This is a genomic window from Streptomyces sp. MB09-01 (assembly GCF_033794505.1).
Taxonomy (GTDB): domain Bacteria; phylum Actinomycetota; class Actinomycetes; order Streptomycetales; family Streptomycetaceae; genus Streptomyces.
The window spans coordinates 44,555-68,255 of the sequence record NZ_JARAYQ010000010.1 but is presented as its reverse complement, the minus strand read 5'-3'; the positions used below and the strand labels follow the sequence as shown (position 1 = coordinate 68,255).

Annotated in this window: 18 protein-coding genes; 8 read left to right on the top strand and 10 right to left on the bottom strand. The window is 71.5% G+C overall.

What is annotated here, in order from left to right; all coding sequences use genetic code 11:
• Positions 1 to 43: 43 nt before the first annotated feature.
• The 3 genes from PV721_RS03920 to PV721_RS03910 form a co-directional block, all read right to left on the bottom strand.
• Positions 44 to 1,015 (bottom strand): acyl-ACP desaturase, encoded by a 972-nt coding sequence (locus PV721_RS03920; RefSeq protein ID WP_319721368.1) that lies wholly within the window; start codon positions 1,013 to 1,015, stop codon positions 44 to 46.
• A 264-nt stretch (positions 1,016 to 1,279) separates the two neighbouring features.
• Positions 1,280 to 2,920, bottom strand: coding sequence for an ABC-F family ATP-binding cassette domain-containing protein (locus tag PV721_RS03915; RefSeq protein ID WP_319721367.1), 1,641 nt, complete (start codon positions 2,918 to 2,920; stop codon positions 1,280 to 1,282).
• A 201-nt stretch (positions 2,921 to 3,121) separates the two neighbouring features.
• Positions 3,122 to 3,538 carry an SsgA family sporulation/cell division regulator gene (locus PV721_RS03910; protein ID WP_319721366.1) on the bottom strand — a complete coding sequence of 139 codons (417 nt, stop codon included), beginning with the start codon at positions 3,536 to 3,538 and terminating at the stop codon, positions 3,122 to 3,124.
• Positions 3,539 to 3,890: 352 nt separating this feature from the next.
• On the opposite strand from PV721_RS03910, the gene PV721_RS03905 reads away from it, so the two are divergent.
• Positions 3,891 to 5,006, top strand: a complete 1,116-nt coding sequence (locus PV721_RS03905; RefSeq protein WP_319721365.1) for an oxidoreductase — start codon at positions 3,891 to 3,893, stop codon at positions 5,004 to 5,006.
• 37 nt (positions 5,007 to 5,043) lie between these two features.
• Here PV721_RS03905 and PV721_RS03900 read toward each other — a convergent pair whose 3' ends face one another.
• Positions 5,044 to 5,343, bottom strand: a complete 300-nt coding sequence (locus PV721_RS03900) for a YciI family protein (protein ID WP_319721364.1) — start codon at positions 5,341 to 5,343, stop codon at positions 5,044 to 5,046.
• 26 nt (positions 5,344 to 5,369) lie between these two features.
• On the opposite strand from PV721_RS03900, the gene PV721_RS03895 reads away from it, so the two are divergent.
• The gene (locus PV721_RS03895) at positions 5,370 to 6,050 is read left to right on the top strand and encodes an endonuclease V (RefSeq protein WP_319721363.1); all 681 of its coding nucleotides are present in this window, start codon (positions 5,370 to 5,372) and stop codon (positions 6,048 to 6,050) included.
• A 25-nt stretch (positions 6,051 to 6,075) separates the two neighbouring features.
• On the opposite strand, the gene PV721_RS03890 is transcribed toward PV721_RS03895, so the two are convergent.
• Both PV721_RS03890 and PV721_RS03885 read right to left on the bottom strand, forming a co-directional pair.
• Positions 6,076 to 7,275, bottom strand: a complete 1,200-nt coding sequence (locus tag PV721_RS03890) for a saccharopine dehydrogenase family protein (RefSeq protein WP_319721362.1) — start codon at positions 7,273 to 7,275, stop codon at positions 6,076 to 6,078.
• Positions 7,276 to 7,502: 227 nt separating this feature from the next.
• Positions 7,503 to 9,116, bottom strand: a complete 1,614-nt coding sequence (locus tag PV721_RS03885; RefSeq protein ID WP_319721361.1) for a PKD domain-containing protein — start codon at positions 9,114 to 9,116, stop codon at positions 7,503 to 7,505.
• Positions 9,117 to 9,453: 337 nt separating this feature from the next.
• Here PV721_RS03885 and PV721_RS03880 point away from each other — a divergent pair, with 337 nt between their 5' ends.
• The 5 genes from PV721_RS03880 to PV721_RS03860 are packed head-to-tail and all read left to right on the top strand — an operon-like array spanning position 9,454 to position 16,252.
• A complete protein-coding gene (locus PV721_RS03880) occupies positions 9,454 to 10,608 on the top strand; it encodes a CaiB/BaiF CoA-transferase family protein (RefSeq protein WP_319721360.1) in 1,155 nt (384 codons plus the stop codon).
• The gene (locus PV721_RS03875; RefSeq protein WP_319721359.1) at positions 10,608 to 11,633 is read left to right on the top strand and encodes an LLM class F420-dependent oxidoreductase; all 1,026 of its coding nucleotides are present in this window, start codon (positions 10,608 to 10,610) and stop codon (positions 11,631 to 11,633) included. The genes PV721_RS03880 and PV721_RS03875 overlap by 1 nt, the downstream gene beginning before the upstream one ends.
• An 11-nt stretch (positions 11,634 to 11,644) precedes the next feature.
• A complete protein-coding gene (locus PV721_RS03870) occupies positions 11,645 to 12,787 on the top strand; it encodes an acyl-CoA dehydrogenase family protein (RefSeq protein WP_319721358.1) in 1,143 nt (380 codons plus the stop codon).
• A gap of 28 nt (positions 12,788 to 12,815) precedes the next feature.
• The gene (locus PV721_RS03865) at positions 12,816 to 14,030 is read left to right on the top strand and encodes an acetyl-CoA C-acetyltransferase (RefSeq protein WP_319721357.1); all 1,215 of its coding nucleotides are present in this window, start codon (positions 12,816 to 12,818) and stop codon (positions 14,028 to 14,030) included.
• A gap of 50 nt (positions 14,031 to 14,080) precedes the next feature.
• Positions 14,081 to 16,252, top strand: coding sequence for a 3-hydroxyacyl-CoA dehydrogenase NAD-binding domain-containing protein (locus tag PV721_RS03860; protein ID WP_319721356.1), 2,172 nt, complete (start codon positions 14,081 to 14,083; stop codon positions 16,250 to 16,252).
• A gap of 63 nt (positions 16,253 to 16,315) precedes the next feature.
• Here PV721_RS03860 and PV721_RS03855 read toward each other — a convergent pair whose 3' ends face one another.
• From PV721_RS03855 to PV721_RS03840, 4 genes are all read right to left on the bottom strand, one after another.
• Complete coding sequence (locus tag PV721_RS03855) at positions 16,316 to 17,287, bottom strand: antibiotic biosynthesis monooxygenase (protein ID WP_319721355.1); 972 nt, start codon at positions 17,285 to 17,287, stop codon at positions 16,316 to 16,318.
• Positions 17,284 to 20,010: a molybdopterin-dependent oxidoreductase gene (locus PV721_RS03850; RefSeq protein WP_319721354.1), complete on the bottom strand. Its 2,727-nt coding sequence runs from the start codon at positions 20,008 to 20,010 to the stop codon at positions 17,284 to 17,286. The genes PV721_RS03855 and PV721_RS03850 overlap by 4 nt, the downstream gene beginning before the upstream one ends.
• Positions 20,007 to 20,834, bottom strand: coding sequence for an FAD binding domain-containing protein (locus PV721_RS03845; RefSeq protein ID WP_319721353.1), 828 nt, complete (start codon positions 20,832 to 20,834; stop codon positions 20,007 to 20,009). Before PV721_RS03845 ends, PV721_RS03850 begins: the two co-directional genes overlap by 4 nt.
• Before the next feature lie 167 nt (positions 20,835 to 21,001).
• Entirely contained in the window at positions 21,002 to 21,742 is a 741-nt protein-coding gene (locus tag PV721_RS03840) for a MerR family transcriptional regulator (protein ID WP_319721352.1), read from the bottom strand.
• Between the two features lie 85 nt (positions 21,743 to 21,827).
• Between PV721_RS03840 and PV721_RS03835 the strand changes: the two genes are divergently transcribed.
• The gene (locus PV721_RS03835; RefSeq protein ID WP_319721351.1) at positions 21,828 to 23,669 is read left to right on the top strand and encodes an AMP-dependent synthetase/ligase; all 1,842 of its coding nucleotides are present in this window, start codon (positions 21,828 to 21,830) and stop codon (positions 23,667 to 23,669) included.
• Positions 23,670 to 23,701 lie beyond the last annotated feature (32 nt).

The window sequence follows — 23,701 nt, the reverse complement described above, 5'->3', positions numbered from 1 at the left end:
GCCAGGGCAATCGGCGTCACTCGCCCGAGCGAGCGGAAACAGGTCAGCCCTTGCGGGCCGCGATCCGTGCCGCGCGGGCGGCCAGGCGCTCGTCGAACTTGCGGGCCTCGCTGTCGAGGCCGTTCATGAACAGGCCGAGCTCCTCCTGGGCCTTCTGGCCCTCGGGGCCGAGGCCGTCGATGTCCATGATCTTCAGGAAGCGGATCACGGGGCTCAGCACGTCGTCGTGGTGGATCCGCAGGTTGTAGACCCCGCCGATCGCCATCTGCGCGGCCATCCGCTCGAAGCCGGGCATGCCGTGTCCGGGCATCCGGAAGTTGACCACGACGTCCCGGACGGCCTGCATGGTCAGGTCCGGGGCGAGCTCGAAGGCCGCGCCCAGCAGGTTGCGGTAGAAGACCATGTGCAGGTTCTCGTCCTGCGCGATGCGCGCCAGCATCCGGTCGCAGACCGGGTCACCGGACTGGTGGCCGGTGTTGCGGTGCGAGATGCGGGTGGCGAGCTCCTGGAAGGCCACGTACGCCACCGAGTGCAGCATGGAGTGGCGGTTGTCGGACTCGAAGCCCTCCGACATGTGCTGCATGCGGAACGCTTCCAGCTTGTCCGGGTCCACGGCGCGCGAGGCCAGCAGGTAGTCGCGCATCACGATGCCGTGGCGGCCCTCCTCGGCCGTCCAGCGGTGCACCCAGGTGCCCCAGGCGCCGTTGCGCCCGAAGAGGGTGGCGATCTCGTGGTGGTAGCTGGGGAGGTTGTCCTCGGTCAGCAGGTTCACGACGAGCGCGATCTTGCCGATGTCGGTGACCTTGGACTGCTCCGGGTCCCAGGCCTCGCCGTCCTCGAAGAAGCCCGGGAAGTTCCGGCCGTCGCTCCACGGGACGTACTCGTGGGGCATCCAGTCCTTGGTGACCTTCAGGTGGCGGTTGAGTTCCTTCTCGACCACCTCTTCCAGCGCGAACAGCAGCTTGGCGTCTGTCCACGCCTCCGAGCTGCCGAGGTGGGGAGAGGTGATCGTCACGGGTACTCCTGAGTGCAAAGCGAATTACCTACGGTTCCGTAGCCTACGGAGTCGTAGGTTAAGCGCGGCATCAAGGCCAGCCAAGTCCCGCCCAGGTGTATGTCTGGTTACATCCAGTTATCTGTGCAGTTTGTGAGGGGTGTGAGAGGGGATCGAGACGGCAAAATCACGCCAGTAGGTGGTACGCCGTCCTGCCTTGACGGCCCAAATTGGTACACGGCGGCCGACGGGCGGGGGCGGATCGCGTCCGCCCCCGCCCGTCGGTCACCCGTGCCACAGCGTTTGCCGGACCTCCTCGGCCGTGGCCGGTCGCAGCTCGCCGTCCAGCAGCAGCCACCGGGTGACCCCGATCGACTCCAGGAACGGCACGTCGTGGCTCGCCACCACCAGTGCGCCCTCGTAGGACTCCAGCGCCTCCGTCAGCTGCCGCACGCTCGACAGGTCCAGATTGTTCGTGGGCTCGTCCAGCATGAGCAGCTGCGGGGCGGGCTCGGCCAGCAGCAGGGCCGCCAGCGCCGCCCGGAACCGCTCGCCGCCCGACAGGGTGCCGGCCGGCCGGTCCGCCCGGCCGCCCCGGAACAGGAAGTGCGCGAGCCGCGCCCGGATCAGGTTGTTCGTGGCCTGCGGGGCGAACCGCGCCACGTTCTCCACGACCGACCGGCTCTCGTCGAGCACGTCCAGCCGCTGCGGCAGGAACCGCGTGGTCACATGCGCCACCGCCGCCCCGGACTCCGGTGCGAGCTGCCCCGCGATCGTGCGCAGCAGCGTGGTCTTCCCCGACCCGTTGCGGCCCACCAGGGCGATCCGCTCCGGACCGCGCAGTTCCCACTCGCCGGGTGCGGAGGCCCCGTGGGCCAGGTGCAGATCGCTCAGGGTCAGCACGCGCCGCCCCGGCGGTACCTGGGTGGCGGGCAGCCGGATCCGGATCTCGTCGTCGTCGCGCACCGCCTCCACGGCATGGTCCAGGCGTTCCTTCGCCTGTGCCAGCTTCTCCGTGTGCATGATCCGGTGCTTGCCCGCGGACTCCTGGGCGGCGCGCTTGCGCGCACCCATCACGATCTTCGGCTCGCGCTTGTTCTCGTACATCTTCTGCCCGTACCGCTTGCGCCGAGCCAACTTGACCTGCGCGTCGGACAGTTCGCGCTTCTGCCGCTGTACGTCGGCCTCCGCGACCCGGACCATCCGCTCGGCCGACTCCTGCTCGGCCGCGAGCAGCTCCTCGTAGTCGGTGAAGTTCCCCCCGTACCAGCGGACTTCGCCGTCGCGCAGATCGGCGATCTGATCGACCCGCTCCAGCAGCTCCCGGTCGTGACTGACCACGAGCATCACCCCGGACCAGGACTCGACGGCCGCGTACAGGCGGCCGCGGGCGCGCAGGTCCAGGTTGTTGGTGGGCTCGTCCAGCAGCAGGACGTCGGGACGGGCGAGCAGCAGCGCGGCCAGCCGCAGCAGCACGGACTCTCCGCCCGAGAGCTGGCCGACGGTGCGGTCCAGGCCGATTCCGGCGAGACCGAGCTGGTCGAGCGTGGCCAGGGCCCGTTCCTCCACGTCCCAGTCGTCACCGACGGCGGTGAAGTTCGCCTCGGTGGCCTCACCCGCCTCGATGGAGTGGAGGGCGGCGCGGGCGGTGCGGATGCCGAGCGCCTCGTCCACGCGCAGCGCGGTGTCGAGGGTGACGTTCTGCGGGAGGTAGCCGACCGAGCCGGCCACGGAGGACTGGCCCCCGGTCGGGGTCAGTTCGCCGGCGATCAGCTTCAGCAGGGTGGATTTCCCGCAGCCGTTGAGCCCGATCAGGCCGGTGCGGCCGGGGCCCACGGCCAGTTGGAAGCCGTCGAAGACGGGGGTGCCGTCGGGCCAGTCGAAGGACAGGGCGGAGCAGGTGATGAAAGCAGGGGCGTTACTCATGGAGGCCTCCAGGTTGCGTGAGTGGTGAGTGCAACGCGGGGAGACAGCCGACGCTCGGCCGCGACCACGGGGGTCACGGTGGTCGGTGGTCGGTGTCTCGAACCTCAGACGAGCAATGTCCTGCTCCGTTTCGACGGCAGTGGGGCGTCAACGAAGCTACGGGCGGCCGGAACCGCCCGCAATCGAATAACCGGCGGCGGGTCAGCAGGTGTCGCGCATCAGCTCGGCCAGGCTGTGGTCCATGTCGAGGTAGAGGTGCTCCAGGCCCGGCGGCACCACGGCCGCCGCACGCTCCAGGAAGCGGTGCAGCTCGGCCGTCAGCATGAGCACGATCGCGACGCCCTCCGCCGCGTGGAACTCGATGGTCGTCCGGTCGCCGTCGTACGGGCGCACGCGTACGTCGCCACGGCCCGACGGACGGTCCAGCCCGGACTCCAGCAGCTCGCGGGAGAAGGTCCACGAGACCTCGACCCCCTCCAGCGTCGCCGGGGCGGGGAAGGCCATCCGCACGGCGAAGGGATCCGCCCGGTCGTAGCAGAGCGTGACGGGAACGGTCTCGACCTTCGGCGCGGTGGCGACCAGACGGGCCTGTGCGGCCTGCTCGATGACAGTGATCAAGGCTCACTCCCTTGCGGCGGATCTGCTGCCGGGCCGTGGGGTGGAGCCCGGCAACCCGATAGACGCCGGAATCGGCAAATCCGTGCATGGGCCGTTGCGTGAGCTGTGTCACCGATTGGCCGGAACCCATCCGTGTGATCGCACAGAGTGACCGGGGGAGGGGAGATGCCCGAAGGAGGAGGAGTGGTTCCCGCAGGGCCCGGAGGGGCCGCAGAAGGGCTGGTAACCGCTCACTCCACAGGCGCAAGGCACGGTCCGCGCTCCTCTTGCGCACCCTCCCGTCCATGGTGGTCGCGCGGGGCCGGGGAGGCGCTCTGGACGGCGAATCCGGGGTGCGTTAGCTTCCGGCGCCATGAGACTTCTGGGAGTTGGAGCGGGCCTGTGCGCGGCGGCCCTGGCGGTGGGGGTGCTGGCCGCCCCCGCCCACGCCGGGGCGGACCCGGCCGGGGAGACGACCGCGGGGACCCCGCCGGCGCAGGACTTACGGGGCGCCGGCTGGGCGCTGAAGGAGACCGGGAAGACCGCACGCTTCCGGGGGCTCGCGGCGGTCGGCCGGAGCACGGCCTGGGTGGCAGGCTCCCAGGGGACCGTGCTGCGTACGGTCGACGGCGGCCGAAGCTGGCAGGACGTCTCGCCGCCCGGAGCGGTCGCGGAGGGGCTGGAGCTGCGCGACATCGAGGCCTTCGACGCGCGGCGCGCGGTGGCCCTGTCCATCGGGGAGGGCGAGGCCTCCAGGGTGCTGCGCACCGAGGACGGCGGCGCCACCTGGACCGAGACCTTCCGCAACCCCGACCCGCGCGCCTTCTACGACTGCCTGACCTTCTTCGACACCCGGCACGGACTGGCGATGAGCGATCCGGTGGACGGCAGGTTCCGCATCCTGTCCACGGACGACGGCGGGCGTAACTGGCGGGTCCTGCCGGCCCGGGACATGCCCGAGGCGCTGCCGGGCGAGGCGGGCTTCGCCGCGAGCGGCCAGTGCCTGGTCAGCGCCGGCCCGCGGGACGTCTGGCTGGCCACGGGCGGCGGGGCGAGCGCGCGGGTCCTGCACTCCGCCGACCGCGGTCTGACCTGGCGGGTCGCCGAATCCACCGTCCCGGCGGGCGACCCGGCGCGCGGGGTCTTCGCCCTCGCCTTCCGCGACCGTACGAGGGGACTCGCGGTCGGCGGCGACTACCGCACCGGGCAGGCCTCCCCGCAGGCCGCGGCCGTCTCCTCCGACGGGGGGCGCACCTGGCGCCAGGCGGCGGCCCCGCCGCCCGCCTACCGCTCGGGCGCGGCCTGGTTCCCGTACAGCCGGGGGACGGCGCTCGCGGTGGGGCCGACGGGCACGGACGTGACCGCGGACGGCGGCCGCAGCTGGCGGCCGCTGGAGCCGGGGTCCTTCGACACGGTCGACTGTGCGGCGGACACGGGGTGCTGGGCGGCGGGTGAGAAGGGGCGGGTGGCGCGGCTGGAGCGGCGCTGACCGGCCCGGCCCTCCACCGGCCGCACGGTCGCGCCGGCTACGCCACCGGGTTCTCGCGCACCGTCGTCAGGTCCGACGAGGTCTTCGTCGCGATGAACTCGGTGATGCGGTAGGCGCAGACGCCCGCCACCGTGAAGGGGTCCTCGGCCGAGATCTTCTCGATCTCGGCCCGGGACACCCCGCCGGCCAGGATCACGCCCCCGTCGCGCGGGACCTTGCGCCCCGACGCGAGGAAGACGCCCGCGGCGTAGTAGCCGTCCAGCCAGGCGATGTGGGCGTCCATCTCCTCCTCGACGGCCTCGATGGGTGCGGTGTACGTGAGCTCCATGACGAACATGATCGCCAGGCTACTCTCGCTCCATCATGACGAGTGTGAAGACCCCCGCCGACGAGGCCGAGGCCCGGGCGATACAAGACGAACTGCGCCATCAGGTCGTGCTCACCGAGCCCGGCCCCCCACCCGGCAGCGGGCTGGTCGCGGGAGTGGACGTGGCCTACGACGACGAGCGCGACCTGGTCGCCGCCGCGGCCGTGGTGCTCGACGCCGCCACCCTGGAGGTCGTCGAGGAGGCCACCGCCGTCGGGCACGTCAGCTTCCCGTACGTGCCCGGGCTGCTCGCATTCCGCGAGCTGCCGACCGTACTGGCCGCCCTCGACGCCCTGACCACCGGGCCCGGCCTCGTCGTCTGCGACGGCTACGGCCTCGCCCACCCGCGCGGCTTCGGCCTCGCCTGCCACCTCGGCGTGGTCACCGGGCTCCCGGCGATCGGCGTCGCGAAGAACCCGTTCACCTTCACCTACGAGGAACCGGGCGCCCGGCGGGGCGACGCCACCGCGCTGCTCGCGGCCGACGGGGCCGAGGTCGGGCGGGCGCTGCGCACGCAGGACGGGATCAAACCGGTCTACGTCTCCGTCGGGCACCGGGTCTCGCTGGACAACGCCTGCGCGCACGCCCTGGCCCTGAGCCCCCGGTTCCGGATCCCCGAGACGACCCGGCACGCCGACTCCCTGTGCCGGCGCGCCCTGCGCGAGGCCATCGCGTAGGCCGCCGCCCGGGCCCCTGCGCGCGTCAGCGGGCGTCGGCCACCCGGAAGGCGATCCCCGCCTTCTGCAGGCGGGCGATGAGGGCGTCGCCCATCGCCACGGCCGTCGTCACCTGTCCGGCCGCTTCCGGCAGGGCGTCGTAGGCCAGGCACAGCGCCGACTCCGCCAGCATCTTCGCCGTCTCCGTGTAGCCCGGGTCGCCGCCCGACACCTCGGTGAGCACCCGCCGGCCGCCGCCCGCGCCGACGAACCGCAGGCTGAACCAGCTGCGCGCCCGGCGTTCCGCGTCCGGCCCCAGCCCCGGCTCCCAGCGGTTCATCAGCCACTGCCGGGCCGGCGGCAGCTGGGCCAGGGCGACCGTCGCGCCCAGCGCCGCCGTACCGCCGACCGCGACCGGGAGGTGCTTGACGGAGGCGTAGTGCCGGTAGCGGAAGTCCGGGCCGTACCGCTCCAGGGCGGCCGCCGACCGGGCCACGATCCGCGGGTCCAGGGTGGGCAGGGGCATCGCCCAGGTGCCGGTCTCCCGGCTGAACCGCGGTGCGCCCACCGGCCCGCGGGCCCGCCGCCCCAGCAGCCGGGGCTCGTGCAGCCGGCGCTGCCGGGCGGCCGCCATGGTCTGGGGGCCGCGGGACAGCGCGGTCAGCGCGGAGGCCAGGGTCCCGCCGGAGAAGAGGGCGTTGGAGCGTACGAACCCGTCGACCGTCAGCGGCACGCCTTCCGGCAGCTGCCGGACCGTGAAGTAGGCCCCGAGGTCGGCGGGGATCGAGTCGAAGCCGCAGGCGTGGACGAGCCGCGCCCCGGTCTCCCGGGCCCGCGCGTCGTGCTCCACGTACATCCGGTCCACGAACTCCGGCTCGCCGGTGAGGTCCACGTAGTCCGTGCCCGCCTCGGCGCAGGCGGCCACGAGCTCCGCCCCGTACCAGACGTACGGCCCCACGGTCGTGGCCAGCACCCGCGTGGACGCGGCGAGCTCGCGCAGGGCCCCGGCGTCGTCCGCGTCCGCCCGCAGCAGCGGCAGCCCCGCGCACGCCGGATCGATCGCGGCCAGCCGCTCGCGCAGCCGCTCCAGCTTCGCGAGGTCCCGGCCGGCGAGGGCCCACCGGCAGCCGGCGGGCGCGTGCGCGGCCAGGTACTCGGCGGTGAGCGCCCCGACGAACCCGGTGGCGCCGAAGAGCACGACGTCGTAGGCCCGTTCCGGTCGGTCCTGCGGGACCCGTGCGTTCATGAGCGCTCCTCCCAGGGGGTGGCGGTGGTGCCGGTGGCCGAGGCTAGCGTGGCGCTCGACCGCCCGTGCGGGCAGGTGCGACGAGAACCGCCCGTGGCGAGCAGCTGCGACGGGACCCGCTCGCGCGAGCCGTCGCCGGCGGCAAGAGCCGCCCGCGACGAGAACAGCGCCCCGGGAACGGCCTTGCGGCCGCGCCCGGGGCGCTGCGAGAACCGCCTGTCGGCGGATCAGCCCTGCTCGTACAGGCCGAAGAGGTCGACGACGAGGTCGATGTCCTCCCAGCCCTGGTTCCAGAAGTCGATGATGCCGTTGGCCCCGGTGCTCGCCTGGACCAGGTTCGGGACGGTGTCGCCCTTCGTCCAGTTCAGGTTCGAGGAGTTGGGCGGCGTCGGCCAGAACTCCGTGCCGTTGAAGTAGTCGTCGAGCGAGTTCGGGTCCGGGGTGACCGTGAGGAACCCGTCCCCGTTCGTGTTCGTGACCGTGGAGTTCATCACGAAGCCCGTGATGCTCGGCGCCCCGGACGAGAGCGGCATGTAGACGTAGCTACGGGCGCCCAGCGGACCCCAGGCCCACTGCTCCGGGTCGCGGGTGTCGAGCAGGCGCTCCGGCTCGAGCGGCACGAAGGCGCTCTTGCTGTCCTTGCTGTAGAAGCCCACGACGTCGACGACGACGTCGGTGCCCGCCCAGGCGCCGTTGAAGACGCTGATCTTGCCGTCCGTACCGACGGGCACGATCACCGAGTTGGCGACCGTCTGGCCGGGGGTGAAGTTCAGGTTCGACGCGGTCGGGGTGGCGCCGCCGCTCGGGAAGACCGACAGGTGACCGGCTTCCTTCGGGTTGGTGACCGTCACGTTGAGCGCCACGGCGGTGATGCCCTGGGGCACGCCGCGCAGGCCGCCGATCTGGGTGGAAAAGGTCTTGCGGCCGCCGAGCTGGCCCTTGACCGTGCCGAGGCCCTCGCGGGTGTCGACGAAGCGGGACGGGGTGACCGGGGTGTAGCCGCTGGACTCGGTGGAGCTGAAGTAGCCCGTGACGTCCGCGATCAGGTCGACCGACTGCGAGCCGCGGTTGGCCAGCTCGACGTAGCCGTTCTTGCCGACCGGCACGATGACCAGGTTCGGGACGGTCTGGCCGGCCTTGAAGTTGACGTTCGACGTGGTCGGACGGGTGGTGCCCTCGGCGAAGGCCGTGATGTGCCCGGCGGCCGTGGTGTTGGTGACGGTGATGTTGAGGACCACGGCGGTGACCCCGGCCGGGATCGCCCCGTTGCCGCCGACCTTCACGCGCGCCGAGCCGTACGGGGCGACCTTGCCCTTGACCGCGCCGGTGCCGTCGCGGGTGTCCAGCAGGCGGGTGGGGGCGTACGGGGTGAAGTCCGAGCCCTGGGTGACGAACGCGACCTCGTTCACGGCCGAGACGGCGTTCGCGGTGTCCTTGACGGTGACCCTGACCGTGTAGGTCCCGACCTCGGCGTAGGTGTGCTCCGTGGTCAGCTCGGTCTCGCCGGACGCGCTGAGCACGTCCGTCTTCCCGTCGCCCCAGGCGATGGTGACCTCGAGCGTGCTGGGGGCGCTCGTGATGAAGGTGTTCAGCTCGACCCCGTGCGCCGTGGTGCCGTAGGCGTACACGCCGACGGCGAGGTCGGGGTTGGCGGCGACGGACTGCACCTGCGGAGCGGCGGCCGCCCCGGCCGTGCCGGCGGGAAGGGCCTTGCGGACCGAGCGCTCGGCGGGGCTGGAGAAGGCGTGGCCCTTCGACTTGGACCCCTTGGCCTTGCCCAGGTCCAGGTCGGGAACGGTCGCACCGTGAGCGTCGGGCTTGGCCGGGTCGGCCTGTGCCACGCCCGGTATGAGACCAACGCCTGCCGCAATGGCGGCGGCGGAGATTACAAGTCGGCGACTGCGCACCGGCCCCCCAATATTTCTGATTGAACGCTTGAACAAGTTCGAAAGCGTGCTCAGAGTACACAGCCGCGCGGCGGTTGATCAGGGGGGTGGCCCTACAGCCTGATCTTGCTCTTCCTGATCTCGACACGCCGACGCCGAGCGATACCGGCCCAGCGCCGCCCGGGGGCTTGTGCTCGGTGGAACACGTTCCTAGCATCACCGGTGTTACATCAGTTGTGTCACACAGTCGCACACCACGGACACGATCCACACCGGAGACGCTGGGGGCTCGATGGCAGTGACAGGGAACGGCGGCGGCGACGCGGGCGGGCGGGGCCCGCTCGCCGGACTGCGCGTCGTCGAGCTGGCGGGCATCGGTCCCGGACCGTTCGCCGCCATGCTCCTCGCGGACCTGGGCGCGGACGTCGTACGGGTGGACCGGCCCGGAGGCGGCGGGCTCGCGGTCGACCCGGCCTACGACCTCACCAACCGCGGCAAACGCTCCGTCCTGGTCGACCTCAAGTCCGCCGACGGGCCCGCCCGCGTCCTGGACCTGGTCGAGCGGGCCGACGTCCTCGTCGAGGGGTTCCGCCCCGGGGTCGCCGAGCGGCTCGGCGTCGGCCCGGCCGAGTGCCACGCCCGCAATCCGAAGCTCGTCTACGGGCGGATGACCGGCTGGGGCCAGGGGGGGCCGCTCGCGCAGACCGCGGGGCACGACATCGCGTACATCGCCGTCACCGGCGCCCTCGGCATGATCGGGAACCCGGGAGAGCCCCCGGCCGTCCCCGCCAACCTGGTCGGGGACTATGCGGGCGGCTCGCTCTACCTCGTGATCGGGGTCCTCGCCGCCCTCCAGCACGCCAGGGCCACCGGCACCGGCCAGGTCGTCGACGCGGCCATCGTCGACGGCACCGCCCACCTCACCGCGATGATCCACGGGATGATGGCGGCCGGCGGCTGGCAGGACCGCCGCGGGGCCAACCTGCTCGACGGCGGCTGCCCCTTCTACGGCACCTACGAGACCTCCGACGGCGGGTACATGGCGGTCGGCGCGCTGGAGCAGCAGTTCTACGACACGTTCGTGGAGCTCCTCGGCATCGCGGACCGGGCCCCGGCCCGCAAGGACGCCGCCCGCTGGGGCGAGCTGCGCGAGGTGGTCGCCGCACGCTTCAGGACCCGTACGCGCGAGGAGTGGACGGCGGTCTTCGAGGGCACCGACGCCTGCGTGGCGCCCGTGCTCTCGCTCCGCGAGGCCCCGCAGCACCCGCACCTGGCCGCCCGCGGGACCTTCACGGAATTCGGCGGGATCGTCCAGCCCGCCCCCGCGCCCCGGTTCTCCGCGACCCCGGCCGCCGTCACCACAGGCCCCGCCCAGCCGGGGGCGGACACGGGGAGCGTGGCCCGCGACTGGGACGTGCCCGCCCTCGTCACCAAGGAGGTGGACTGATGGAACTGTCGATGCTGCTCGACTACGCCGGGGACCCGCGCCGGGCCGCCGACGAGGCCGCGGCCCTGGAGTCGGCCGGACTCGACGCCGTGTGGGTCGCCGAGGCCTGGGGCTTCGACTCCCCGACGATCATGGGCTACCTCGCCGCCCGCACCGAGCGGCTGAAGATCGGCTCGGCGATCCTGAACGTCTACTCGCGCACCCCCGGCCTGATCGCCCAGACGGCTGCAGGACTGGACGCGCTCTCGGGCGGCCGGGCCCTGCTCGGACTGGGCGCCTCCGGCCCGCAGGTCGTCGAGGGCTGGCACGGGAAGCCGTACGACAAGCCGCTGGGCCGCACCCGCGAGACCGTCGAGCTGTGCCGCCGCATCTGGCGGCGCGAGACGATCGACCACCACGGCATCACCGACATGCCGCTGCCCCCGGAGCGGGGCAGCGGGCTCGGCAAGCCCCTGAAGATCCTCACCCGGCCGGTGCGCGACGCGATCCCCGTCTACATCGCCTCGCTCGGCCCGGCCAACGTGCGGCTGACCGCCGAGATCGCCGACGGCTGGCTGCCCACCCTCTTCCTTCCGGAGAAGGCCGCGGCGGTGTGGGGCGGGCCCCTCGCCGAGGGCGCGGCGAAGCGGGCGCCGGAGCTCGGCCCGCTGCAGACCGTCGCCGGGGGCCTGCTCGCCATCGGCGAGGACGCGGCCGCCGTACGGGACCTCGCGCGCCCGCAGATCGCCCTGTACGTCGGCGGCATGGGCGCGGTCGGCAAGAACTTCTACAACGACCTCGCCGTGGCCTACGGCTACGAGGAGGAGGCCCGGAAGATCCAGGAGCTCTACCTCTCCGGCCGCAAGCGCGACGCGGCCGCCGCCGTACCGGACGAGTTCTGCGAACTGATGACCCTCTGCGGGCCCGAAGGGTACGTGCGCGAGCGCGTCGAGGCCTTCCGGGAGGCGGGCGTCACCATGCTCAACGTCACGCCCGTCGGCCCCGAGCCCGCCCGGCTGATCGAAACCGTCAAGAACTGGCTTTAGGGAGCCGAACGATGAAACGCCAGATCTTCGACGCCGACCACGAGGCGTTCCGCGAGACCGTGCGCACCTTCCTCACCAAGGAGGTGCTGCCGCACTACGAGCAGTGGGAGAAGGACGGCATCGTCAGCCGCGAGGCCTGGCGGGCCGCGGGCCGGCAGGGGCTGCTCGGCCTCGCCGTCCCCGAGGAGTACGGCGGCGGCGGGAACACCGACTTCCGCTACGCCGCCGTCATCGCCGAGGAGTTCACCCGCGCGGGCGCCCCGGGGCTGGCCATCGGCCTGCACAACGACATCATCGGGCCGTACCTGACCTCGCTCGCCACCGAGGAGCAGAAGCACCGCTGGCTGCCCGGATTCTGCTCCGGGGAGACCATCACCGCCATCGCGATGACCGAGCCGGGGGCGGGCTCCGACCTCCAGGGCATCCGGACCAGCGCCGAGGACCGCGGCGACCACTGGGTGCTGAACGGCTCCAAGACCTTCATCTCCAACGGCATCCTCGCCGACCTGGTGATCGTGGTCGCCAAGACCACGCCCGAGGGCGGGGCACACGGACTGTCGCTGCTGGTCGTCGAGCGCGGCGCGGAGGGCTTCGAGCGCGGCCGCAACCTCGACAAGATCGGCCAGAAGTCCCAGGACACCGCCGAACTGTTCTTCCACGACGTACGCGTCCCGAAGGAGAACCTGCTCGGCGAGCTGAACGGCGCCTTCGTCCACCTGATGACCAATCTCGCGCAGGAGCGGATGGGCATCGCGATGGCCGGCATCGCGGCCGCCGAGTACCTGCTGGAGATCACCACCCGGTACGTGAAGGAGCGCGAGGCCTTCGGCCGCCCGCTGTCCAAGCTCCAGCACATCCGCTTCGAGATCGCGGAGATGGCCACCGAGGTCGCCGTCACCCGGACCTTCCTCGACCGGTGCATCACCGACCACTCGAACGGCGAACTGGACCACGTGCACGCCTCGATGGCCAAGTGGTGGGCCACCGAGCTGCAGAAGCGCGTCGCCGACCGCTGTCTGCAGCTCCACGGCGGATACGGCTACATGACCGAATACCGGGTCGCGCGCGCCTTCACCGACGGCCGCATCCAGACCATCTACGGCGGCACGACCGAGATCATGAAAGAGATCATCGGCCGCTCCCTCCTCGGCTAAGACCCAGACCTCCCGAAAGGCTTGACCAGTGAGCACCGAAGCTTACGTATACGACGCGATCCGCACCCCGCGCGGCCGCGGCAAGGCCAATGGCGCCCTGCACGGCACCAAGCCGATCGATCTCGTCGTCGGACTCGTCCACGCCCTGCGCGAGCGCAACCCCGGCCTGGATCCCGCCACCATCGACGACATCGTGCTGGGCGTCGTCGGCCCGGTCGGCGACCAGGGCTCCGACATCGCCCGGATCGCGGCCATCGCCGCCGGTCTCCCGGACACCGTGGCCGGCGTACAGGAGAACCGCTTCTGCGCCTCCGGGCTGGAGGCCGTCAACCTGGCCGCCGCCAAGGTCCGTTCCGGCTGGGAGGACCTGGTCCTGGCGGGCGGCGTGGAGTCCATGTCCCGCGTCCCGATGGCCTCGGACGGCGGCGCCTGGTTCAACGACCCGATGACGAACTGGGACGTCAACTTCGTCCCGCAGGGCATCGGCGCCGACCTGATCGCCACGATCGAGGGATTCTCCCGGCGCGACGTGGACGAGTACGCGGCCCTCTCGCAGGAGCGCGCCGCCGCCGCCATCAAGGACGGACGCTTCGCCAAGTCGGTCGTCCCGGTCACCGACCGCAACGGCCTGATCGTCCTGGACCACGACGAGTTCGTCCGCCCCGGCACCACCGCCGACACCCTCGCCAAGCTCAAGCCGTCCTTCGCGGACATCGGCGAGCTGGGCGGCTTCGACGCCGTCGCGCTGCAGAAGTACCACTGGGTCGAGAAGATCGACCACGTCCACCACGCGGGCAACTCCTCGGGCATCGTCGACGGCGCCTCGCTCGTCGCGATCGGCTCCCGCGAGGCGGGGGAGCGAAACGGCCTCACCCCGCGCGCCCGCATCGTCTCGGCGGCCGTCTCCGGCTCCGAGCCCACCATCATGCTCACGGGCCCGGCCCCCGCCACCCGCAAGGCCCTCGCCAAGGCCGGTCTGACCATCGACGACATCGACCTGGTCGAGATCAACGAGGCGTTCGCCGGTGTCGTACTGCGCTTCGTCAAGGACATGGGCCTGTCCCTCGACAAGGTCAACGTCAACGGCGGCGCCATCGCGCTCGGCCACCCGCTCGGCGCCACCGGCGCGATGATCCTCGGCACGATCGTCGACGAGCTGGAGCGCCAGGACAAGCGCTACGGCCTCGTCACCCTCTGCGTCGGCGGCGGCATGGGCGTCGCCACCATCGTCGAGCGACTCTGAACCGTCCTGTATCCCCGCCCCCCGGACCTTCCGAAACGAAAGCAGTGACCATGAGCGAGTCCACCACGATCCGCTGGGAACAGGACGAGACCGGCGTCGTCACCCTGACCCTCGACGACCCGGGCCAGTCCGCCAACACGATGAACCAGGCCTTCAAGGATTCGATCGCGGCGATCGCCGACCGCGCCGAGGCCGAGAAGGACTCCATCCGCGGCATCATCTACACCTCCGCCAAGAAGACCTTCTTCGCGGGCGGCGACCTCAAGGACATGATCCGGCTGCGCCCCGAGCACGCGCAGCTCGCCTTCGACACCGGCACCGCCATCAAGCGCTCGCTGCGCCGCATCGAGACCCTCGGCAAGCCGGTCGTCGCCGCCATCAACGGCGCGGCCCTGGGCGGCGGTTACGAGATCTGTCTCGCCTCCCACCACCGCGTCGCCCTCGACGCCCCCGGCTCCAAGATCGGCCTGCCCGAGGTCACCCTCGGCCTCCTCCCGGCGGGCGGCGGCGTCACGCGCACCGTCCGCCTGATGGGCATCGCCGACGCGCTGCTCAAGGTGCTGCTCCAGGGCACCCAGTACAACCCGAAGCGCGCCCTGGAGAACGGCCTGGTCCACGAACTGGCCGCCACCCCCGAGGAGATGCTCGCCAAGGCCCGCGCCTTCATCGACGCGAACCCGGAGTCGAAGCAGCCCTGGGACGTACCCGGCTACCGGATCCCCGGCGGCACCCCGTCGAACCCGAAGTTCGCCGCCAACCTCCCGGCCTTCCCGGCCAACCTGAAGAAGCAGCTGAACGGCGCCCCGTACCCGGCGCCGCGCAACATCCTGGCCTGCGCCGTCGAGGGCGCCCAGGTGGACTTCGAGACCGCGCTGACCATCGAGGCCCGCTACTTCACCGAGCTGGTCACCGGGCAGACCGCCAAGAACATGATCCAGGCCTTCTTCTTCGACCTTCAGGCCGTCAACGCGGGCCGCAGCCGCCCCCAGGGGGTCGAGCCGCGTCAGGTCCGCAAGGTCGCCGTCCTCGGCGCCGGGATGATGGGCGCCGGAATCGCCTACTCCTGCGCCCGCGCGGGCATCGAGGTGGTGCTGAAGGACGTCAGCGCCGAGGCCGCCGCCAAGGGCAAGGCGTACTCCGAGAAGCTCCTCGACAAGGCCGTCTCCCGCGGCCGGAGCACCGAGGCCCAGCGCACCGAACTGCTCGCCCGGATCACCCCGACCGCGGAGGTCGCAGACCTGGCGGGCTGCGACGCCGTCATCGAGGCCGTCTTCGAGGACACCGCCCTCAAGCACAAGGTGTTCCAGGAGATCCAGGACGTCATCGCTCCCGACGCGCTGCTGTGCTCCAACACCTCCACCCTGCCGATCTCCGGCCTCGCGGAGGGCGTGAAGCGGCCCGCCGACTTCATCGGGCTGCACTTCTTCTCGCCCGTCGACAAGATGCCGCTGGTCGAGATCATCAAGGGGGAGCAGACCGGGGACGAGGCCATCGCCCGCGCCTTCGACCTGGTCCGCCAGATCAACAAGACGCCGATCGTGGTCAACGACTCGCGCGGCTTCTTCACCTCGCGCGTCATCGGCCAGTTCATCAACGAGGGCGTGGCCATGGTCGGCGAGGGCATCGAGCCCGCCTCGGTCGAACAGGCCGCGGCCCAGGCCGGCTACCCGGCCAAGGTGCTCTCCCTGATGGACGAGCTCACCCTGACCCTGCCGCGCAAGATCCGAAACGAGACCCGCAAGGCCTTCGAGGCCGAGGGCCGGGCCTGGACCGAGCACCCGGCCGACACCGTCATCGACCGGATGGTCGACGAGTTCGGCCGCCCGGGCCGCAGCGGCGGGGCCGGCTTCTACGAGTACGACGAGGCGGGCAAGCGCGCCCGCATCTGGCCGGGCCTGCGCGAGCACTTCGCCGAGCCGGACGCCGACATCCCCTTCGAGGACATGAAGGAGCGGATGCTCTTCTCGGAGGCGGTCGACACCGTGCGCTGCCTCGACGAGGGCGTCCTCACCTCGATCGCCGACGCCAACATCGGCTCCATCATGGGCATCGGCTTCCCGGCCTGGACCGGCGGCGTGATCCAGTACATCAACGGCTACGAGGGCGGCCTGCCCGGCTTCGTCGCCCGCGCCCGCGAGCTCGCCGAGAAGTACGGCGAGCGCTTCACCCCGCCGGCGTCGCTCGTCGCGAAGGCCGAGCGGGGCGAGACGTACAGCGACTAGAGCGGTGACAGGGGTGGCGGGCCGGCTTGCTCCCGGCCCGCCACCCTCCTCCGTGGCCCCGGGTCAGGGCAGCGTCCAGAACACCTGCGTCATGAGGTAGAAGACGACGGCCCAGAACAGGAGCAGCCCGGCGACGATGCCGCCGCCGACAAGGTTGCTCCTGGCGGACGGTTCGTCCGGCGGGGGCCACAGCCACCGCCTGAGCAGCCGGTTCACGTAGTGGGGCATCGTGAAGAAGCTCATGATGAAGCTCGACAGCAGGTTGCCCACGAGCAGCCCGAACCAGAGCGGCATGCCCAGCGGATGCAGGGCGAGCGTCAGCAGCACGACGGTCGGGTACAGGCCGACCCAGACCGCGATGGCGGTCTTGGTCTCCGAGGGCGGCGGGGCCTCCCTGCCGTTCTCCTCGAAGGCGAACCAACTGCCGAACGAGTTGTCGATCGTGCGCAGTCTGAAGTCGTCGAACTTCTCCCCCTCGGCGAGTATCTCCCGTCGCTTCGCCGACGTCAGCCAGGCGTCGAGGTGTTCGGCATTGTCGTAGCGGTACAGGGTGGTCCACTCGTCCTGAAGGCCTTCGACGGGGCGGAATATCTCCGTTCCGCGAAACCCTTCGAACTTGCTCTCCTCCTGGCTCATGCGCTCCTGCCACGCAAGGAAGTCGTCGACGTTGTCCGGGTGGACTCGGTGGCTCACCACCACGGTCACGAGCGGGTCCGTCGGCTGTGTGCCGCCGCTGATCACCTGCTGGGTGGCGGGACCGTCGAAGTAGTGCGCGCCGACGTCGAGGAGCCTCTGCCTGGTCGCGCCGTTCATCCACGCCTGCAGATGGGCCACCGAGTCGAACCGGTAGACGATCACCCAGTCGGGCTGCAAGGCGGTCGGCTTGGTCACCTCGGCGCCGAGGTGACCGGCGTAGCGGGCGGCCGCGGCGTTGACCTCCTCCTGCCATTTCTCGTACGCCTGCTCCATGCCGGGGCGGACCTTCCGGCCGATGATGACCGTCGCCGCGGCGTCCGCCTGCCGGTCGGTCGTCATCGTGCCGTGCCCGTCCGCGCCGACCTGCTCTCGACGAGCCGGCCGTAGATCCGTTCCGGAGTGAGGGGCAGCTCGCGGTAGCGGACGCCGGTGGCGTCGCGGAGCGCGTTCGCCAGCGCGGGGGCCACCGGGTTGATGCAGCACTCCGCCATTCCCTTCGACCGCATGGCTCCGACGGAGTCCGACGAGCCCACCAGGAGCACGTCGGTGCGGGGGACGTCGGCGTAGGCGGGGATGCGGTAGTTGCGGAGGTTCGGGTTGGACACGACGCCGTCAGCGTCGATCTGGAAGTTCTCGGTCAGTGCGAATCCGATGCCCTGGGCGACACCGCCCTCCACCTGTCCCCGGACTTGTTCCGGGTTGATGAGCACACCGGCGTCGGCCGCCTGGACGCTGTACAGGACACGGATCTCACCCGTCACCTCGTGGACGGCGATGCGGAAGCCCTGCGTATTGGAGGTGAGGCTGCGGGGCGAGCCGTACGCCTTGCGGGCGGCCGTGAACCGGATGCCGCGCGCCCGCGCCTCGGCGACGAGCGTGGCCAGCGAGACGCGCTGGTCGCCGCAGACGACGTCGTCGTCGTCCATCGAGCACATCACGACGTGGACGCCCGTGTGCGTGGCGGCGAAGTCCAGGATGCGGTCGCGCACCGCGTCGGCCGCCCGCAGGACCGCGTTGCCCGCCACGAAGAGTCCGGCACTCGCGAAGGCGCCGGTGTCGAACCCCGTGCGGTCGGTGTCGGACTGCACCAGCCGGATCCGCGACGGTGTCGTACCCAGCTGGCCGGCCGCGATCTGGACGTGCGCGGTCGAGGTGCCCTCCCCGAATTCGACGGTGCCGACGGCCAGCTCGTATACGAGGTCGTCGCCGAGCGTGAGCCAGGCCTCGGAGATGTGCTCGGTCGGGGGCGCGGTCTCGTGCAGGGAACTCGCGACGCCGACCCCGACGAGCCACCCGGGGCCGGGGGAGGGCTGGCCGGCCGTACGGGCCAGCTCACCGGCCACGAGGTCGATGCACTTGCCGAGCCCGTCCTCGTGGAACACCACGTCGTCGGGCCCGTCGTGCAGCGCGACGAGCGGCTCGCCCGGGCGCACGATGTTGCGGCGTCGCAGTTCGAGCGGATCCATGTGCAGGGCGAGGGCCAGTTCGTCCATCGCCGATTCCACGGCGAAGGCCGGCTGGGTCATCCCGTAACCGCGCAGCGCGCCGCTCGGCACGGTGTTCGTGTAGACGGAGAAGGCGTCGTACTTCTTGTTGGGGCAGCGGTAGAGCATGACGGCGGCGCCGCCCGCGTACAGCGTCTCGCCGCCGTGGTTGCCGTAGGCGCCCGTGTTCGACACGTTGCGGACCTGGAACGCGGTGAGCCTGCCGTCCGACGTGGCACCGAGCTTGACCGTCAGCTTCATCGGATGCCGGGGCGAAGCGGTGGTGAACTCCTCCTCGCGCGTGTACTCGAAGCAGACGGGCCGCCCGGTGTCCAGGGCGGCGAGCGCGGCCAGGTCCTCCGAGATGACCTCCTGCTTGCCGCCGAAACCGCCGCCGACGCGCTTGCAGAACACGCGGAGCTGGTCCGGGCGCAGCGCGAACAGGTAGGCCAGCTTGACCTTCGCGATCGACGGAGACTGCGAACTGGTGCGGACGTTCAGCCGCCCGTCCTCCATCCACGCGATCGAACCGTGGGTCTCCAAGTGTGCGTGCTGCACGCGGGGCGAGGAGTACGTGCCCTCGTGGATCACGTCGGCCGCGGCGAAGCCCGCATCGACATCGCCGATGTGCGAGTGGATCTCCAGCAGGAGGTTGTGGACGTAGTCGCGGGCGAACGGGTCCTCCGAACCGTGCAGTTGCGGTGCCCCGTCGGCCATGGCCTGCTCGGGGTCGAAGACCGCCGGCAGGACCTCGTACTCCACGGCCACCTTCCGGCAGCCCTCCTCGGCCGCCCCGACCGAGTCGGCGAGCACCGCGACGACGCGCTGGCCGACGAAGCGGACCGTGTGGTCGAGGATGTAGGTGTCGTCCGGATCGACGAGGTGGTCGGTGTGGATCGCCGTGGTGAAGCGCCTGCGCGGCACGTCCTCCCAGGTGTAGACGCGGTGCACGCCCGGGACCGCGAGCGCGGCGGTCTTGTCGATCGAGACGATGCGGGCGTGAGCGTGGGGCGAGCGCAGCACTTTGAGGTGCAGCATGCCTTCCATGTGGGTGTCCATCGTGAATTCGGCGCGCCCGGTCACCACGTCGTCGGCCGCCGGCGCGCCGACGCTTGTTCCGACGGCCCGTCCCGGCCTGGCCGTCTGCACACCGGCGACGCCCTTCACCGCGTCCTCGATCGCCCGGTAGCCGGTGCAACGGCAGAGATTGCCCTTCAACGCCCGCGGCAGGTCCGCCTTCTGGGCCTCGGTGAACGCCGCCGACGTCATGATCATCCCTGCGGTGCAGAAACCGCACTGGAACCCCGGGGCGTCCCGGAACCGGCGCTGCGCGGGATGCAGGTCGCCGGGTGATCCGAGACCCTCGATCGTGGTCACCTCGTGGCCTTCCGCGCGGAAGGCGGGGGTGATGCAGCTGTGCACCGGAGTGCCGTCCAGCCACACGGTGCACGCACCGCAGTCGCCGCTGTCACAGCCCTTCTTGACACCGAAGTGGCCGAGCGCGCGCAGGAAGGTGCGCAGACACTGGCCGGGGTCCGGTTCTTCGGCGAAGCTCCTGCCGTTCACGGTGTAGGTCATGCCGGGCCCCCAGCCATGAGTTCGTGGCGGATCTCTTCGGCGAAGTGCAGGGTCAGGTGGCGACGGTGGTCCGGGGTTCCGTTGGGGTCGGCGAACCAGACGTCGGCGGGAAGGACGTTGATGCTCTCCTGCAGGGTGCGGGCATCGGGCATGGTGTCGAACGCGAGGCGCACGGGGCGCGTGGTGCCGGCCGTGACGGTGAGCAGCAGGTCCCCCGTTCCCGGCGTCTGCGTGCCGATGAGGAAGACCGTCGAACGGCCGAGCCGGGTCAGGGCGAAGCGGCGGTGCGCGGTGCGCTTGCGCAGGGCGCGTGCCGGAATGCCGATGCGCCGCAGGATTTCCCCGGGAGCAAGGACGTTCCGGTGGTTCCCGGTGACGAAGTCGAGGGCGCCGACCGTGCGCTCGGACCCGTCGGGAGCCCACAGCTCGTACTCGGCCTCCAGCGCGACCGTCAGCGTGATCATGGGGCCGGCGGGCAGGGACATGCAGATGTTCCCTCCCACGGTCGCCGCGCTCCAGACCTTGAACGAGGACAGGAACGCCTCGCAGCCCTGCGCGAGCAGAGGGCTTGCGGTCCAGTCGGCCGGCGGTACGAAGGCGTACAGGTCCCGGATGGTGCACGTGGCGCCGATCTCGAGGCCCGCGCCGCTCGGGACGAGGGGATCCCAGCCCAGCGCCGTCAGGTCGAGCAGCCGGCGCAGGTCCGGCTGCTCGGCGGAGAACAGCCACGTCCCGCCCGCGAGCCAGGCATCGCCCTCGCGCCAGGCCGTGCCCGGCCGGTCGGACGGCCGCCGGACGACTTCGGTGATGGTGTTGAGGTCCATGGAAACACCTGCCCGTTGCGTGCAGGGGTGGCCGCCACCTTGAGCGGCAGAATCCGCTGGGGCCGCTGGGGCCGACCCGCTCAGAGCAGGGGCCGGCGGGCGCAAAGACTCCTCTCCAGCGTACTGAGAACGCGCCGGCCCCGCCAAAGCAGGGCTTTCGGCTGCAGCTATGGCCCGCCGGTTGTCTCGCCGGACACGAACGCGGCCCTCAATTCCTCGCGCAGGGACCGCTGGAAGGCCGTCACCAGGGCCTGGACCACCATCGGCTGCATGTGCGCCGACAGGGCCTTCATCGACTCCACCCGCTCGGGATCGCTCTCGTCCCGCGTGAACGGGCCCCACACCTCGTCCCGGAACAGCGCCGTCAGCTCGTGCGCGGCCGACCTGGTGTGCTCCATCAGCACCTTGCGCGCCGTCAGGATCGTCTCGTGCGCGATCGGCACGTCGAGCAGCGCGACCCCCAGCCGCAGCAGCCCCACGTCCACCCGGAACCCGTCGCCCGAGGCGCCGAGCACGTTCATCGCGGTCAGCCGCCGGACGTCGGTGTCCGACAGGCTCCGCCCGGCCCGCTTCTCCAGCTCCTCGCGCGAGACCTCCTGGGCCGCGTCCGGGGCCCAGCTGGCCACCATCGCGCGGTGGATCGCCAGGTCGTGCGCGCTCAGGTCGTCGGGCAGCGCGTCCAGATAGCGCTCGATGGCGGACAGGGTCATCCCCTGGTGCTGGAGCTCCTCGATCAGGGCCAGCCGGGACAGGTGCTCCGGCCCGTAGTGCCCCACCCGACGAGGACCGATCACGGGAGGGGGCAAAAGCCCGCGGGTGCTGTAGAACCGTACGGTGCGCACGGTGACGCCCGCCCTGGCCGCCAGTTCGTCGACGGTGAGCATCGGCTCGGTTGCCTGGTCGGCCATCGTCTGCGCCTCGCTCTCTGCTCCACAGCTTGGGTTCAACAGTATTGCTGTCGCACCAACGATGTGAAACGGCCAGGAGCTGCCCATGACCACGAACCTGCGACTGCCCGGACAACCCGAAGAGATCACCCTCCCCGCCCTGCTGGCCCGCAACGCCGCCGAGTACGGGGAACTGCCCGCCCTCTCGTGGCGCGCCGGCCCCGGCTCCGCCGCATGGGCGACCCTCACCTGGAGCGAGGTCCGCCGCAAGGTGGCCGTCCTCGCCTCCGGCTACGCCGCCCTCGGTGTCGAGCGCGGCGAGCACGTCCTGATGATGATGGGCAACCGTCCGGAGCACTGGCTCAGCGACCTCGCCCTCGTCCACCTCGGCGCCGTGCCCGTCACCGTGTACGGGACCTCCGCGCCCGAGCAGATCGCCCACATCGCCCGCCACAGCCGGGCCAGGGTCGCCGTCGTCGAGGGCGCCCGCGAACTCTCCCGGTGGGAGCCGCTGCTGGCCGACCCGGGCGTGCCCCTGGAACGCCTCGTCGTGGCCGAGGCCGCCGACGCGGGCGGGCACTCCACGTACGGCTCCCTGCACGCCAGCGGGGCCCGGATCCACCGCGCCGACGCCTTCGAGAAGGCCTGGCAGGAGACGCGCCCCGAAGACCCGCTGACCGTCGTCTACACCTCCGGCACCACCGGCGACCCCAAGGGCGTGCGGCTGACCCACCGCAACCTCATGCTCCAGGCGATCCGCCTCGACCGGCACGTCGACCTGCCCGAGCACGCCGAGCACCTCTGCTACCTGCCCTTCGCGCACATCGCCGAGCGGGTCCTCGGCATCTACCTGCCCCTGTTGCGGGCCGCGCACGTACGGCTGTGCGCCGACCCGACCGCCGTGGCGGGGGCGGTCCGCGAACTGCACCCGGTGCAGTTCTTCGGCGTGCCCCGGGTGTGGGAGAAGCTCGCCGCCTCGGTCCGCGCGGTCCTCGCACAGCTCCCCGAGGCGCAGCGCGCGGCCATCGAGGCGGCTAACGACCTGGCCCGCGCCCGGGCCGGCCACCGGGAGCGCGGCGAGGAGGTGCCGGCCGCGCTCGAAGCCTCGTACGCCGGGGCGAAGGAGCAGGTGCTGGATCCGCTGCTGCGCATGGCCGGCCTGGACCGGTTGGTCTGGACGGCCAGTGCCACCGCGCCGATGCCGATCGACGTGGTCCGTTTCTGGGCCGGCTGGGGCGTCACGATCATGGACGCCTGGGGGCTCACCGAGACGGCCGGCGTGTGCACGGTCAACAGTCCGGACGGCTTCCGGCTGGGCTCGGTGGGCCGCCCGATCGAGGGGCTGGAGCTGAGGCTCGCCGAGGACGGGGAGATCCTCACCCGCGGTGCGACCGTCTTCGGCGGCTATCTGCGGCCGGACGGCACGGTGGAGAGCGCCTCCGACGCCGAGGGCTGGTTCCCGACCGGGGACGTGGGCCGGCTCGACGAGGACGGGTTCCTCTGGCTGACCGACCGCAAGAAGGAACTGATCATCACCTCGAACGGCAAGAACGTCTCGCCGGCGCTGGTGGAGAACACCGTCAAGGAGCACCCCCTGATCGGCCAGGCCATGGTCCACGGCGACGGCCGGTCCTACCTCGTCGCCCTGCTGGTCCTGGACCCCGAACTGGCGCCGGTCTGGGCCGCCGCCCGGGGCATCGGGCCCGACACCCCGGCCGGGCTCGCCGCGCACCCGGCGGTCCGGGAGGAGATCGCCCGCGCGGTCGAGGCGGCCAACGCCCGGCTCAACCGGACGGAGCAGATCAAGCGGTACCGGCTGCTGACCGAGGAGTGGGGTCCCGACACCGGGGAGCTCACCCCCTCGCTCAAGCTCCGCCGCCGCGTGATCCGTGACAAGTACGGCGCACTGATCGACGGACTGTACGAGGAGCCGTACGAGGCGCCGTGACGGGCTGAGCGGACGCACCGCACCCGGGGGGA

Bases quoted from the DNA above. Each gene is read 5' to 3' on its own strand.
- PV721_RS03840 (WP_319721352.1), bottom strand. From the start codon at position 21,742: ATGGCCGACCAGGCAACCGAGCCGATGCTCACCGTCGACGAACTGGCG.
- PV721_RS03835 (WP_319721351.1), top strand. From the start codon at position 21,828: ATGACCACGAACCTGCGACTGCCCGGACAACCCGAAGAGATCACCCTC.
- PV721_RS03890 (WP_319721362.1), bottom strand. From the start codon at position 7,275: ATGAACGCACGGGTCCCGCAGGACCGACCGGAACGGGCCTACGACGTC.
- PV721_RS03895 (WP_319721363.1), top strand. From the start codon at position 5,370: ATGACGAGTGTGAAGACCCCCGCCGACGAGGCCGAGGCCCGGGCGATA.
- PV721_RS03870 (WP_319721358.1), top strand. From the start codon at position 11,645: ATGAAACGCCAGATCTTCGACGCCGACCACGAGGCGTTCCGCGAGACC.
- PV721_RS03875 (WP_319721359.1), top strand. From the start codon at position 10,608: ATGGAACTGTCGATGCTGCTCGACTACGCCGGGGACCCGCGCCGGGCC.
- PV721_RS03855 (WP_319721355.1), bottom strand. From the start codon at position 17,287: ATGACGACCGACCGGCAGGCGGACGCCGCGGCGACGGTCATCATCGGC.
- PV721_RS03905 (WP_319721365.1), top strand. From the start codon at position 3,891: ATGAGACTTCTGGGAGTTGGAGCGGGCCTGTGCGCGGCGGCCCTGGCG.
- PV721_RS03880 (WP_319721360.1), top strand. From the start codon at position 9,454: ATGGCAGTGACAGGGAACGGCGGCGGCGACGCGGGCGGGCGGGGCCCG.
- PV721_RS03915 (WP_319721367.1), bottom strand. From the start codon at position 2,920: ATGAGTAACGCCCCTGCTTTCATCACCTGCTCCGCCCTGTCCTTCGAC.
- PV721_RS03845 (WP_319721353.1), bottom strand. From the start codon at position 20,834: ATGGACCTCAACACCATCACCGAAGTCGTCCGGCGGCCGTCCGACCGG.
- PV721_RS03850 (WP_319721354.1), bottom strand. From the start codon at position 20,010: ATGACCTACACCGTGAACGGCAGGAGCTTCGCCGAAGAACCGGACCCC.
- PV721_RS03860 (WP_319721356.1), top strand. From the start codon at position 14,081: ATGAGCGAGTCCACCACGATCCGCTGGGAACAGGACGAGACCGGCGTC.
- PV721_RS03900 (WP_319721364.1), bottom strand. From the start codon at position 5,343: ATGTTCGTCATGGAGCTCACGTACACCGCACCCATCGAGGCCGTCGAG.